15 protein-coding genes are annotated in these 12,833 nt (G+C 60.8%); 8 read left to right on the top strand and 7 right to left on the bottom strand.

Translation table 11 applies throughout. The features are described 5' to 3' along the window. Window positions 1-106 precede the first annotated feature (106 nt). A complete protein-coding gene (locus ABXH05_RS04815; RefSeq protein WP_353560014.1) occupies window positions 107-544 on the top strand; it encodes a hypothetical protein in 438 nt (145 codons plus the stop codon). Between the two features lie 131 nt (window positions 545-675). Here ABXH05_RS04815 and ABXH05_RS04810 read toward each other — a convergent pair whose 3' ends face one another. Next, entirely contained in the window at window positions 676-2,340 is a 1,665-nt protein-coding gene (locus ABXH05_RS04810) for an acyl-CoA dehydrogenase family protein (protein WP_353560013.1), read from the bottom strand. Window positions 2,341-2,791: 451 nt separating this feature from the next. On the opposite strand from ABXH05_RS04810, the gene ABXH05_RS04805 reads away from it, so the two are divergent. The 4 genes from ABXH05_RS04805 (at window position 2,792) to ABXH05_RS04790 (ending at window position 6,706) form a co-directional block, all read left to right on the top strand. Beyond that, a complete protein-coding gene (locus ABXH05_RS04805; RefSeq protein WP_353560012.1) occupies window positions 2,792-4,225 on the top strand; it encodes a hypothetical protein in 1,434 nt (477 codons plus the stop codon). A gap of 75 nt (window positions 4,226-4,300) precedes the next feature. Continuing rightward, window positions 4,301-5,020, top strand: a complete 720-nt coding sequence (locus ABXH05_RS04800; RefSeq protein WP_353560011.1) for a hypothetical protein — start codon at window positions 4,301-4,303, stop codon at window positions 5,018-5,020. 260 nt (window positions 5,021-5,280) lie between these two features. Next, window positions 5,281-5,670: a hypothetical protein gene (locus tag ABXH05_RS04795; protein ID WP_353560010.1), complete on the top strand. Its 390-nt coding sequence runs from the start codon at window positions 5,281-5,283 to the stop codon at window positions 5,668-5,670. 73 nt (window positions 5,671-5,743) lie between these two features. Beyond that, window positions 5,744-6,706 carry an AEC family transporter gene (locus tag ABXH05_RS04790; RefSeq protein ID WP_353560009.1) on the top strand — a complete coding sequence of 321 codons (963 nt, stop codon included), beginning with the start codon at window positions 5,744-5,746 and terminating at the stop codon, window positions 6,704-6,706. On the opposite strand, the gene ABXH05_RS04785 is transcribed toward ABXH05_RS04790, so the two are convergent. From ABXH05_RS04785 to gluQRS, 3 genes are read right to left on the bottom strand one after another with little or no spacing between them, the layout of a single operon-like run. Then, complete coding sequence (locus ABXH05_RS04785) at window positions 6,703-7,263, bottom strand: AAA family ATPase (RefSeq protein ID WP_353560008.1); 561 nt, start codon at window positions 7,261-7,263, stop codon at window positions 6,703-6,705. The genes ABXH05_RS04790 and ABXH05_RS04785 overlap by 4 nt on opposite strands. Window positions 7,264-7,269: 6 nt before the next feature. Further along, the gene (locus tag ABXH05_RS04780; RefSeq protein WP_353560007.1) at window positions 7,270-7,854 is read right to left on the bottom strand and encodes a GNAT family N-acetyltransferase; all 585 of its coding nucleotides are present in this window, start codon (window positions 7,852-7,854) and stop codon (window positions 7,270-7,272) included. A 4-nt stretch (window positions 7,855-7,858) separates the two neighbouring features. Continuing rightward, window positions 7,859-8,722: a tRNA glutamyl-Q(34) synthetase GluQRS gene (gene gluQRS, locus ABXH05_RS04775; RefSeq protein ID WP_353560006.1), complete on the bottom strand. Its 864-nt coding sequence runs from the start codon at window positions 8,720-8,722 to the stop codon at window positions 7,859-7,861. Between the two features lie 48 nt (window positions 8,723-8,770). Here gluQRS and ABXH05_RS04770 point away from each other — a divergent pair, with 48 nt between their 5' ends. The 3 genes from ABXH05_RS04770 to ABXH05_RS04760 all read left to right on the top strand — a co-directional run bounded on the left by ABXH05_RS04770 (window position 8,771) and on the right by ABXH05_RS04760 (window position 10,909). After that, window positions 8,771-9,397 (top strand): DNA-3-methyladenine glycosylase family protein, encoded by a 627-nt coding sequence (locus ABXH05_RS04770; protein WP_353560005.1) that lies wholly within the window; start codon window positions 8,771-8,773, stop codon window positions 9,395-9,397. A gap of 27 nt (window positions 9,398-9,424) precedes the next feature. Beyond that, entirely contained in the window at window positions 9,425-10,105 is a 681-nt protein-coding gene (locus ABXH05_RS04765) for an alpha/beta hydrolase (protein ID WP_353560004.1), read from the top strand. A gap of 156 nt (window positions 10,106-10,261) precedes the next feature. After that, window positions 10,262-10,909, top strand: coding sequence for an HNH endonuclease (locus tag ABXH05_RS04760; protein ID WP_353560003.1), 648 nt, complete (start codon window positions 10,262-10,264; stop codon window positions 10,907-10,909). A gap of 16 nt (window positions 10,910-10,925) precedes the next feature. On the opposite strand, the gene ABXH05_RS04755 is transcribed toward ABXH05_RS04760, so the two are convergent. Genes ABXH05_RS04755 through ABXH05_RS04745 form a run of 3 tightly spaced genes read right to left on the bottom strand, consistent with a single transcriptional unit; the run spans window position 10,926 to window position 12,692 of the window. Further along, window positions 10,926-11,486 carry a demethoxyubiquinone hydroxylase family protein gene (locus tag ABXH05_RS04755; protein ID WP_353560002.1) on the bottom strand — a complete coding sequence of 187 codons (561 nt, stop codon included), beginning with the start codon at window positions 11,484-11,486 and terminating at the stop codon, window positions 10,926-10,928. Window positions 11,487-11,503: 17 nt separating this feature from the next. After that, window positions 11,504-12,034 carry a disulfide bond formation protein B gene (locus ABXH05_RS04750; protein WP_353560001.1) on the bottom strand — a complete coding sequence of 177 codons (531 nt, stop codon included), beginning with the start codon at window positions 12,032-12,034 and terminating at the stop codon, window positions 11,504-11,506. A 4-nt stretch (window positions 12,035-12,038) separates the two neighbouring features. Continuing rightward, on the bottom strand, window positions 12,039-12,692 hold the full coding sequence (locus tag ABXH05_RS04745; protein ID WP_353560000.1) for an exopolysaccharide biosynthesis protein: 654 nt from the start codon (window positions 12,690-12,692) through the stop codon (window positions 12,039-12,041). Between the last annotated feature and the right edge of the window lie 141 nt (window positions 12,693-12,833).

Raw genomic sequence — 12,833 nt, 5'->3', positions numbered from 1 at the left:
CCTTTGGGACCTGAGTTGTGCGTATGCGATTGCATCGCGAGGCAAATCATTTCAGGGTCGTGCCTGTGTGGCAATTCACACATTATGCAAATCGGGGGCGCGATAAATGCGGGTTGGTCTGGTAACGGTAGTGGCGGTTTCGCTGTTGGGGTCCTTAGGGGCGGTGGCGGAGACAACGTCAAAGGCGCCTGATTTTCTGAAACACACCTATGCGGAACGGCCTGAAGCCTGCGCTGCGGACCAATATGGCGAACGCGAGGGGTTGCAGATTTCAGACGGCGCCATTTCCGGCACAGAGTTTGGCTGCGCCTTCCTCACCTACACACCTGTGAGCTGGGGACCGGGCCAAGAAACCAACGAATATGTGGTGCTAGTTTCCTGCGGCGATGACAGCGGCATTACGCGGCCTGACCATCTGAGCATCATCCATTCCAACGGAGAGCTGCGGGTGCAGTCCCAGAATGAGTATGTGGAGATGGTCGCCAAGGAAGCGTGGAACGAACCGGGCTTTGTTTCCAAGACCTACAAGAAGTGTCCAGGCTAGGTCTCTATCACGGCATTGACAGGCTGCATGGATTGTCCGGTTAAGCCGGACAATGGCGTTTTTGCGCGGAGAGCGGAAACAGCCTCTGCCGCCATCCCACGGCTTGACCAGGGGATCCAGCCGCTTGTTGCTTAGCTCTCGAGCAGTCGCCTTGCGATGACCTGTGCCTGAATTTCTGCGGCACCTTCAAAGATGTTGAGGATGCGGGCGTCGCAGAGGACTCGGCTGACCGGGTACTCAAGGGCAAAGCCGTTGCCGCCGTGGATTTGCAGGGCATTGTCGGCGGCGGCCCAGGCGACGCGGGCGCCCAGCAGTTTGGCCATGCCTGCTTCCAGGTCACAGCGGCGGCCCTGATCTTTCTCGCGGGCGGCAAAGTAAGTGAGCTGACGGGCGGCCATGATTTCGGCGGCCATCATGGCGAGCTTGCCGGCCACGCGGGGAAAGCGGATCAGCGGCTTGCCGAATTGCTGGCGCTCTGTCGCGTAGGCAAGGCCAAGGTCGAGGGCGGCCTGCGCCACGCCGACGGCGCGGGCGGCAGTCTGGATGCGGGCGCTTTCAAAGGTCGCCATCAGCTGTTTGAAGCCTTTGCCCTCTTCGCCCCCCAGCAGACTTGTGGCGGGCACGTCCACGCCATCAAAGCCGATTTCATATTCCTTCATGCCGCGATAGCCGAGCACGCCGATCTCGCCGCCGGTCATGCCCTCAAGGGGGAAGGCGTTGTTCTCGGTGCCACGCGGTTTTTCAACCAGAAACATCGACAGGCCCTTGTAACCCGGCGCGTCGGGATTGCTCCGTGCAAGGAGGGTCATCATGTCCGCGCGGGCGGCGTGGGTGATCCATGTCTTGTTGCCGGTGATGGTGTAGCTGTCGCCGTTCCTGGTGGCGCGGGTGCGCAGGCTGGCGAGGTCTGAGCCGGTGTTGGGTTCCGTAAAGACGGCGGTGGGCAGGATTTCGCCCGACGCAATCTTTGGCAGAATGCGCGCTTTTTGTTCGTCGGTGCCGCCGGCAAGAATGAGTTCGGCGGCGATTTCCGAGCGCGTGCCAAGAGACCCCACGCCGATATAGCCGCGGCTCAATTCTTCGGACACCACGCACATGGCGATCTTGCCCATGCCAAGGCCGCCGGCGTTTTCCGGGATGGTCAGACCAAAGACGCCCAGCTCGGACATGGCGTTGACAACGTCCATGGGAATGAGTTCATCGCCCAGATGCCAGCCATGGGCGAAGGGCGCGACTTTTTCATCGCTGAAGCGGCGGAACTGGTCGCGGACAAGATCAAGGGTCTCATCGAGGCCGGGGTTTCCGTAGAGCCCGCCGGCATCGGCTTCGATCAGATTGGCCAGAGCGACGCGGGCGTCTGCTGAGGAGGCTTCCGCGAACAGCTCACCTGCCTCGGACACAAGGGCATCGACGGCTGTCTTGGGGACGCCCATGTCGTGGGGGCGGAGAATTTCGCCCTGGCTCATGGGCAGGCCACCGGATAGCTCGGCGATGTATTCGCCGATGGCGAGGCCAGCGAGGCCGCGTTCCATGTCGGTGAGGGTGCCGGCTGCTTCCATGCGTTCGAGATAGCCTGCGAGCTGGCGCAGGGTTTCAACATAGGTGGCGGTCCATGCGAGGCCGTGGGCTGCCATCTGGTCGCGCTCAATGAGAGCGGCATCCGGTTTGCCGTCAGGGGCGACCCGAGCTTTGACCGCGTGTGTGGCAGCGGCGAGGTAGCGGCCTGCCGCATCGGCGGCTGTGCGCGCGTTGCGGCTGATGGGATCAGATGATGTGTGCTGTTCAGCGAGGCTCATAGGGGTGTCCGGCGGCATGAATGTGCGATTTGGCGACACCCTATAGCCCCGCTCGTTGCGAAGCGAGAGGAGGTGTCTCCCGCTGTTATCTGGGGCAAACCGCAGGGCAGCCCAGTCTCTCGCCAAGTCTCCGGTTCGCGGGGCAAAGGAAAACAAGGTTAATTTGCGTCATTGATTGGCCGCATTTCACTCTATTCTGTGCGGTGCAGCATTGCTGTGCTTTTGGGGTGTTTCGAGTGAAAAAGCTCAGAAATGTGGGGATTTTGTACTGTGTACCTCTTCTGCACCGCCTGGACGGAGGCTTAATGCCTGTTAAGGCAGGTTAATTTGTTCAGGTAGCGTTCATTGCCGCCCCCTCACAGTGGCGGCAGATGTACCGGAATGTGAGTTGGTTGGGCGCGGGCGAGTTTGCCGCAGCCCTCATGAACAAGACGGCGAAGGGGCCGAGAACATGACCGCAGGACTTAACAGCAGGGCATTTGACCCATCAGCACTGGCGCCGCACGAAGGCAGCCCATCTGCCCGCAATTGTGGACGCAACGGAGAAGCGCTTTCAAAGCTGCATCTCGTGTCGCGGCTATCCGAGCTCGATCAGGACCTTTCGCAGCGCTACATCAATGACAGCTCCAAGGTGGAAGCCCTGAAGCCGCAGATTGAGAGCGCCGCGCGTCGTTTGTCGCAGCCGCCTTTTGCGGGCGCTGATGAATATGCCGGGGACAAGTCGTCTGGTCTGTTTGGCCGCAAGTCCTCCCGCACGCTGGACAATGATGGCGAGAGCGTGGAAGCGACGTCCGGACTTGTGCCTCAGTCTGTCCGTACACGTATTGACCACTACCTTCAGGCAAGCGCCCAGAACGCGCGGCAGACACCGCTGCATCTGATGGCCATCCTGGCTGGTCTGCTGGTGTTCGCCGGGGCTCTGTTTGTGGACTACACAATCGTGTCCGAGTTCTGGACGCGGGCGTTGGCCAATGAGTTTTTGGAGTTGCCGGGCACGCTGGCTGACTCGGTTGGGTTCAAATCGCTGCAGGTTCTGTTTGCCGCCATTGCGGCGCATCTGGTGTATGCGTCGCTTGGGCCGACCGGGCAGAAGACCTTCACTCGTATCGTCTTTGTGTTCGCCGTGCTGATGCTCGGTGGCCTCGGCTTCCTTCTGGCAACCATGTCGCTGCCTGCGGGCACGGCAGATGCCTTTGGCGGCACGACATCGCTTGATGATGCGCTGGCCGGGCTTGGTCTTGGTACACAGGAAGCTGTTAACAGCGCCGCGGTGGCTGCTCCGAGCATCGTGGATGAAGCGACATCCCGTGATGTGCATTCCATCACATGGCTCGCGTCACTTGGTGTGATCTTTCTGGTAGTCACCGGCGTGGCCGCGATTGCGCTGCATGGTGCGGTTGAAGCCTTCAAGCATCTGGTCGCCGTGGGCGAATATCGGTCGCGCGCTGTTGAAGCGGATGCGCTGGACCGTCGTGAGCATGAATACGTACAGCTGAGCCGCGAGATTCAGCAGCTTGAACAGCCGCAGGCGCGTCGTTCCATTCTGTGGGCTGGCCTGATGCGCGAAGTGCAGGCCCATCTGGATGGCATGGACGAAGCCCGCGCGGGCCTTGGCAAGCGCCAGGGCGCACAGCCGGTGCGTGGTGGGTTCTTCAGTCGCGGCACCGCCATGCAGCCAGTGGCGGAAAGCCATGAAAGCGCGGATGATCTGCGGGCGCGTCTTGAGCGCAACTCACAGAGCATGTCCGTTGAGGCGTATGAAGAAATTTTCGACACCTGGTGGTCAAGCCGCAGCCAGTCAGCACTTGCGCGCGATGCGCAGTTTGACGGGCCGATGATCTCCGGTGGCAACGCCTATTCAGCCCTGCCGACGACAGCCACATAGGCCTGAAACTTAAGGCCTGGTTGGCAACGCCTGCATACTACTTTGGATTCACCCTTCTTACGGGAGCGATGCGTCATGCGCCGCAGCCTTTCCACACTCTCGACCTTGAGCATGGCCCTTGTTGTGGGCATCGGACTTTCAAGCACAGCCTTGCTGGCGGAATCGCCGCCTGCTGAAGAGCCAGTGCTGGAAAAGGCAGCCGCGCCGGTTCTGGTGATCGGGCTGGATCTGTCGAAGTCCAATCCGATGGTCAATAATGACGACTACGCCCGCCGGGTGGCGGACCGGGTCGCGCCGATGATTGAAGACCTGCCGCTGCGGGCGCGGGTCATGGTGCGCAGCTTTGGCTCTTATGATGCGACGTCCAACACCCTGCGCATTGACCAGGTGCTGTCTGCCCGCGCCAAGCCGGAAGACTTTGCACGTGGTCTCAAGACGCTGATCACCGGCGTGCCGAAGCTGGTGCGCGATGGCAAACTGGTGGCGCAGAACAAGACGAACATCCTGCCGTTCCTGCAGACCATGTCTCAGGTCGTGGATTGCGCGAATGGTCCGGTGACTTTTGTGCTGCTGACGGATGGCGTGGAAGACAGTGAATATGCGCGGCTGAAAAACAAATCCGCCACTTTGCCTGCGCCCACCCATGAGCGGTTTCAAGGATGCGATGATCTGCAGATCCTTGGCCTTGGTCAGGGCCTGAACAGCCCCAAGACGACAGAACGTTTGCGCTCCACCTGGACAGGCTGGGCGGAGACCGCAGGCTTTGCCAGCTTCACCGGCCTTTACGACTGGTAGTTGTCTGCATCCGATTGCTGAGAAGAAGCGGGCAGGTGATATGCAAATTTGTATGTTGGCTGCCTGAAACGCCGGGACTACCGTTCTTGGCGTTATGACCAAAACCCAGACCAGAAGCGCCTGGCGCACCACGTGTCCTTCAGTGACATCGATGTGCGTTGGCGTACGGCTTACAGGCCCGGCTGTGATTATCAGCCGGGACGTATTTGTCGTGCACGCTTCTTCTTCTGTTTTCGAATTCTCTTCTTCCGGGTCTGGTCATGTCTCCCTTCTTGAACATCGCGGTTCCTGCCTCTAGCGACGCTGAACCTTTTGAGCCTTTAGAACCGTCGCGGCAGCCTGCGCGGTCCAGTCAGCCGCGCGTCTTTGCCTTTACCATTCGGGCGGCGGCGGAGCCTGAAACCGTGCCCCGGTTGATCTCGCCTTTTGCCAAGCGGGGCCTTGTGCCCAAACGTTTTTCGGCGCGGGCGGGAACGGAGCCCGGCTGGCTGACGGTGTGGGTCGAGGCTGAATTGCCCGATGATGCCAGCGCCAACAGTATCGCCAGCAATCTGCGCGGTATTCTGTGCGTGGACGCAGTGCTGCTGGAGGAAACCCGGCGACTGCCCCGCAAGCGCGAGCGTACCTTCGGGGCGTTTGCGGCTGGCTGACTTGACGCAGGCAGGTGTGGTGGCGCATGTGCTGCCCACCTGCTGACGCCTTTTGCCAACGGAACCCCACCTTATGATGGAAGTTGCTTACTCGCTTGTGCTGCCCGTCTTTGGCGTGGTTGTGGTCGGCTATGTGGCGGCGCGCTTTGGCTGGTTCTCGGACAGTGCGACGGATGGGCTGGATACGTTCGTGTTCAACTTCGCCATTCCGGCGCTGCTGTTTCGTGCGTTGGCCAATACGGACATTCCCGATGTGCTGCCCTGGGGCCTGTGGGGCTCATACTATGGCGGCATTCTCATTGTGTGGGCCGTCGGCATTGGCGTAGCCATGAGCGTGCTGCGGCGTCCGCTCAAGGACGCGATCATCATCGGGTTTGGCGGTGGGTTCTCCAATACGGTGATGCTCGGCATTCCGATCATTCTGACCGCGTTCGGGGAAGCAGCATCCGTGCCGCTGTTTCTGATCCTGGCGTTTCACGGGCTGACGGTTTTCACCATCTGCACTTTTTTGCTGGAAACAGCGCAGGCGGCAGAGCGCCATGACGGTTCAGCACCGCCAAGCACGAAACAGATCCTTGTCGACAGCCTCAAGGGCATGGCGCGCAACCCCCTGCTGTGGGCGCTTGGCTCCGGTGTGATCTTTGGACAGACGGGGCTTACGTTGCCGCTGCCGATTGATGGTGTGCTGGAGAAGCTCGGTCAGGCGGGCATTCCGTGTGCGCTGTTCGTGATGGGCGCCACCCTATCGCGGTACGAAATCCGGCGGTCGGTCGGCGCGGCGTCGCAGATTGCGCTGTTCAAGCTGATGCTGCATCCCATCGTGGTGTTTTTGCTGGGGTCTTATGTGTTCACCCTGCCGGTCATGTGGCTCAAGGTGGCAACCGTCATGGCGGCGGTGCCGTCGGGGGTTTATACTTTCATCATGGCCAATCGCTATGCGGCGGCACCGGGTGCGGCCTCCAGTGCAGTGGTTCTGACGACGGGGCTTTCGCTGCTTACGCTCTCTGCCGTGCTGACGTGGGCGTTGTCGTTCTAGCGGCTGTTCAAGACCTGCAATATGTAGTCTGCCCGCTCGGCAACCGGGGACTTGGGAATTGTGTGAATCCGGTAGCCGTACTGCGGATATGAAATCACCAGTCGCTCATACTCGGCCACGGCGTCTTCAAAGCTGTGGGTGCGTTCGGCGTCGGTTGTGAATATCTCGGGCCATGGTGGCGTCAGGAAAACATCGTCCGCATAGCGGTATCTGTGCGCTTTCTCGGCACTGTGTTCCGGTGTCATATCGTGATGATCCAGAAAACTGACTGCGTCGATGATGGATCGATCGCAGAACGAGGTCTGGTCCGCAGGCGCGTCTTCAAAATGATTGATGGCCCGGGAGATACAGAGTTCTGCAAAGCCAATTGGGTCCGTTGTCGGAAGAGTGTTGCCGCCCGTCTGCATCTGTTCTTGAACGATTGCACGGCCAGGTTCGTCAAATGTGGTGTGGCCGCGTCGCGCCAGTTCCAGGATCAGAGTGGACTTGCCGCCGCCAGAGCAGCCGGACAATACGACCAGCGGTTTGTACATGGTGGTTCCGGAAATCAGTGGCATAGGGTTTCAAACAAGGCTGAGCCGCATGACCGGGCGTTCGGGCTTGCGGCGGGCGATTTCCTTGAAGCCGGCCTTCTCGAACATGGACATGGCGCCATGCCACAAAAACTGCGACTGGGACCGTTCCGCCTTGTCGATGGGGTAGGCCTCGATGGCTGGTACGCCGCTTTTTTTTGCGAAGGCGACTGCGTGGGACAGCATTTCAGCTGCAACGCCTTGCCCGCGATGGGGCGAGGGGACAACGAAGCACAGGATTGACCAGACCGGTGTGTCATCCACGGGCTTCATGACCGGTGAGCGCTTCAGCCGCGCGAACTCTTCCCGCGGGCCGAATGTCACCCACCCCACGGGGGCACCGGATTTGTCATACCCGATAAGACCCGGTGCGGGTTTTTGCCCGGCCCGGTCCTCTATGAGGGCCTTGCGGTGGTCTGCAAGGCTGGTGCCTTTGGGTGGAATGACTTTTCCCGACAGGCGATAGCCCATGCACCAGCAGTCGCGGGCAAATGAGCAGCCCTTCTGTGCGAAGAGCGCCTCAAGATCGGGGAAGGTTTTTGCGGTGAGCGGCCTTACAGTCAATTGGTCTGTCATGGCATCAGTCTAGCCCGACCATGCGTCTGATGTCGTCAGGGGTCATGCCCTCGGCGCGCAGGTCGCGCAGGGTTTTTGAGCCACGGCGCTTGGCCATGCGCTCACCGGTATCGTCGGTGATGAGGCTGTGATGCTGGTAGGTGGGTTCGGGCAAATCCAGCAGGACCTGCAACACGCGGTGCAGGGGTGTTGCGAAGAACAGGTCCTGTCCGCGAATGATGTGGGTGATGCCCTGGGCTGCGTCGTCCATCACCACGGCCAGGTGATAGGCAATGACACCATCCTTGCGGGCGATGACAGCGTCGCCCATGGGGGTGGGGTCAACGGGCAGGCGTCCGGTCTCTCCCTGCGGACCTGACCCCTCTTCGGTGAAGGTCAGGCGGTTGCCGGTGAGCCGTTCCGCGATGGCAAGGGCCCGCGTGGCATCAATGCGCAAAGCATGGGCTGTGCCTTCTGCGATCTTGGTGGCGCGGATGTGCTGGGACAGGTGTCGGCAGGTGCCGGGATAGATCACGCCCTCGGGGCCATGGGGCGCAATGGCTGCTTCGGTAATGTCCTTGCGGGTGCAAAAACACGGATAGATGACGCCGAGCTGTGTGAGCCGGTCGAGACCCTTTTGGTAGTCGGCCATGTGTTCGGACTGGCGGCGGACGGGTGTTTCCCACTCAAGGCCAAGCCATGCGAGGTCTTCCAGCTGGGACTGTTCAAACTCCGGGCGGCTGCGGGTGCGGTCGGTGTCCTCAATGCGCAGGATGAAGCGAGCGTTGTTGGCTTTGGCCCAGTCCCATGCGGTCAGTGCGGAAAACGCGTGGCCGGGGTGCAGGTGCCCATTGGGGCTGGGGGCAAAACGGGTTGCCAGACTGTTCATAGGGTGCGTGCTGGTAGTTTGCGTGCTCATGAGTCACTAATAGCACCGATGGCGATAATCAAAACCAATCGAGACGTGGCCCGTGCCTGTGACGCGCTGGCTGACCAATGCGAGCACATGGCGCAGGCGCTTGATGCCTGTGGCGGGCCGCCACCCTTGCGCCGTCGCGCAGCGGGCTTTGACACGCTGGCGCGTATCCTGATGGGCCAGCAATTGTCCGTGGCCAGTGCGAGTGCCATCTGGGGCCGCCTTGAAGCGGGGCTTGGCGAGGTGACGCCGGAGGCTGTTCTGGCAACGTCCGATGAAACATTGCGCAGCTATGGTCTGTCAGGCCCCAAGCAGCGCTATCTGCGGGCCAGTGCGGAAGCTGTGACCGACGGCCTGCTGGATTTCAAGAAGCTGAGCCGCATGGATGATACGCAGGCCCATGAGCATCTGATTGCGGTCAAAGGCATCGGGCCCTGGACCGCTGACATTTATCTGCTGTCCGGTCTTGGCCGGCCAGATGTGTTTCCGGCTGGAGACATCGCCTTGCAGGCGGCCGCGCAACGGTTGATGCGCAAGCGCAAACGTCCGGATGCAGACGGCATTACAAAAATCGCAAAACGCTGGCAGCCTCATCGAAGCGTCGCAGCACGTGTGCTGTGGGCCTACTACGCCGTTCCACCGGTGTAGGGCTGCCAGGAAAATGGAGACAACGACATGACGACACAGCTTGACGGGCCGCGCCTTGACCCTGCCAACGGAGGACCGGCTGACCGGCTGGTGGTTCTGGTTCATGGCTATGGATCCGATGGCAACGATCTGATTGCCCTGGGGCGGCACTGGCAGCAATTGCTGCCGTCAGCAGCCTTTGTGGCGCCTAATGGTCCACAGCGTTGCGATGGAAATCCTGCAGGCTATCAGTGGTTTGCATTGGGAGCGAGCGGTCCTACTGAAGCTGCCATGACACAGGGAGTGGACGAGGCCGCACCTGCGCTGAACGATTTCATTGATGGGGAACTGGCAAGCCATAAGCTTGATGGCTCTGGGCTCGCGCTTGTGGGGTTCAGCCAGGGGACCATGATGTCGCTGCATGTGGGGCCACGCCGATCTCCGGGGCCTGCGTGCATACTTGGATATTCTGGTGCCCTGATCGGGCCGGAACGTCTGGCTGAGGTGCCCTCGAAGCCACCGGTGATGCTGATACATGGCGATGCGGACGACATGGTGCCGGTCGCTGCCATGCATGGTGCCGTTGGGGCGTTGGGCGACAACGGTTTTACGGCACGCTGGCATGTGTCGCGTGGTGTTGGTCACGGCATTGACCCGGAAGGCCTGCAGCTTGGTGGCCAGTTTGTGGCTGACAGTTTTGCGCAGGCTGCGGCTGCACAGCAGGCATGAGGGGTTTCGCGCGGGAGTGGTCTGTGTAGAGTCATACCTGCGTCACACACCATGTTGTATGTTTCAGCGAAGTTGAGGCACCCTTGGTGGGACGAATCGAGATTCGAGTTGCGTACGAGGTAAGGCAGGAGGCCTTAGAGGATGCAAACGGGGACGATGCACACGGAGACGATCGACGGGGCGACGGCGAATTCGGAAGTGTCGAATTTGAGCCTGGCGAAGTCCGGCGTTGGCCGGTTTGCCACGCGATCCGCGCATGCCTCACCGGAGAGTTGCCCTGCCCTCGTCCTCAACGCGGACTACCGCCCTCTGAGCTATTATCCTTTGTCGCTCTGGTCCTGGCAGGACACCATCAAGGCGGTGTTTCTGGATCGTGTGAATATTCTTGATCACTACGACCGCGCGGTGCACAGCCCGACGGCCGAGATGAAGCTGCCCAGCGTGGTGTCTCTCAAGACCTATGTGAAGCCAGCGAAGTATCCCGCCTTTACGCGGTTCAATGTGTTTTTGCGCGACAGGTTCAGTTGCCAGTATTGCGGTGAGCGGACGGAGCTGACCTTTGATCATGTGGTTCCGCGGTCGCGCGGTGGTCAGACCACATGGGACAATGTGGTGGCGGCGTGCTCGCCCTGTAATCTGCGCAAGGCCAACCGGCTGCCGACGGAAATCGGCATGATCCCGTTTGATGCGCCCATTCGTCCAACGGTGCACGAGCTGCATCACAATGGACGGGCGTTTCCACCAAACTACCTGCATGAAAGCTGGCAGGACTATCTCTACTGGGATAGTGAGCTTGAGCCGTAGGCTGAGACCTTAAGGGTCAGACCTTCTCCGACACACGGATTGCCAGGCGGCAGGCGGCTTTGATGGCGCTTGAAAGCACGGGATAGCCAGGTGCTTCTTCTGCGCCTTCGGCCAGGGCCTTTTCCTTGTGGGCGACTTCTTCCTCGCGGAATTTTTCCACCATGTCGCGCAGCTCGCTTTCAGCGGGCTCGCTGTCCAACTCACGGACCTGGGCCTGATAGTGCTCGTCGATCACTTCTTCGACGGCGGCTGTGCAGGCGTGGGCGGCTTTTTCGCCCATCAAAGCAGTGACAGCGCCCATGGCGAAGCCTGCCGCGCCCCAGACGGGGTTGAGCAGGGCCGGGCGCACGCCGCGCTCGGCAACGACCTTGTTGAAGGCGTCCAGATGCACGGCTTCGTCTTCGGCCATGTGCTCGAGGTCGCGGACGATCTTGGCGCGGGGCTTGGCAGCGCGGAAGACGGCCAGCTGGCCTTCATAGATGCGCACTGCGCCTGCTTCGCCAGCGTGATCCACACGGATCATTTCGTGCAGGCGGCGCTGGATGACGCTGTTGCCGGCAAGATCAGCGGTGCTCATCTTTCTGGGTGATGACGTCATGAGGCATGCCTTTCTTTGCGGGCGGCGTAGGCGGGTATGAAGCTCACCGCCGCAAGGGCGAGGGAGATAAGGAAGTTATATCCCGCAAGCGACAAGCCAAGGAAGCGCCATGCGGCTTTGTCGCAGGGCACGATGGTGATGTTGCCGGACAGGGCCGCGTTGAAATCCTCAATGGATCCAGACACGCCGCCGCCACCGCCACCACAGTCAGCAGGGCCTTCCCACCAATCCCACTCAACGCCTGCGTGGCGCAGGCCGAGAATGGCGCTCACCACAAAGACGAGGCCAATTCCGGTCATCAGCCATGTGGGCCAGCGACCCAGATTGGCCTCGCGGGACACAAACAGGGCCACCAGCAGGAGCGGCAGGGCAATGTAGAATGGCCAGCGCTGCTCATAACACAGGGCGCAGGGGACGTAGCCCAGCACATGCTCAAAGAACAGGAACCCCGCAATCGTGGCGACGGTGGCAGCAACCGCCACAAGAATTGCCCGGCGCGGGGGGATGAGCGTGAGGAGGGTGTTCATCAGATTACAGTCCCACCGAGTTGACGGCGTCAGAAATGAGAGCCGCCGCACCACCGGCAAGGCTCATGAGGACGATGACCCAGGCTGTGCCAAGGGCTGTGCCGAGGAACACCAGAATGCCGTCGCGTTCGATGAAGCCCAAGGAGGCGATCACGATGGCCGCGCCGGGCAGGGTGTTGGTGAGGGGCAGGGGAATCATGATGGTGAGCGAAAACAGGATAAACAGCAGGCCGATGACCTGTTCCATAGGCCGCTTGGTCATGAACTGAAGACGCAGACGGCTGAACCGCTCGAACCGACGCAGCCAGGGGCGTGCTGTATCCATCATGCCGGTGAGGCTGTCTTTCTTGAGGGTGCGGTCGCGCAGGCTTTGCGGCAGCCACAGCGTGCGGCGGCCTGCAGCCAGCTGCACGGCGACAAACACCATGGGCAGCGACATGACCTGGGGGACGCCATAAAGAAACGGAATAGCGCAGGGCAGGGCCAGCACCAGCAGCACCATGCCGAAGGCGCGCTCGGCCAGCACATCGACCAGGGCGCCCAGAGGCACCGTCTCGCTATCGAACGAAGCAATGGCCTCATCCAGCAGCTGCGACGTTTGCTTGTCGCTCATCTGCCCGTTGTTGTGGGGTGGCTTGGATGTCGTGATGTGCGTCATGGTTTCACAGATTATCAGGGTGAATTGAGGGCGTCGATTGGTGGCGATGCCGCAGGGTATGAAACAGTGTGCACAAAAGGGGTAAATACTCTGATTGACCTTGCAGGCGGGGTGCCTATGATGCCGCTCCTTTCGTGGCGT

Origin of the sequence: Pyruvatibacter sp. HU-CL02332 (genome assembly GCF_040362765.1) — a bacterium.
In the GTDB taxonomy this organism is placed as follows: domain Bacteria; phylum Pseudomonadota; class Alphaproteobacteria; order CGMCC-115125; family CGMCC-115125; genus Pyruvatibacter.
This window is presented reverse-complemented; position numbering and strand designations above follow the sequence as displayed.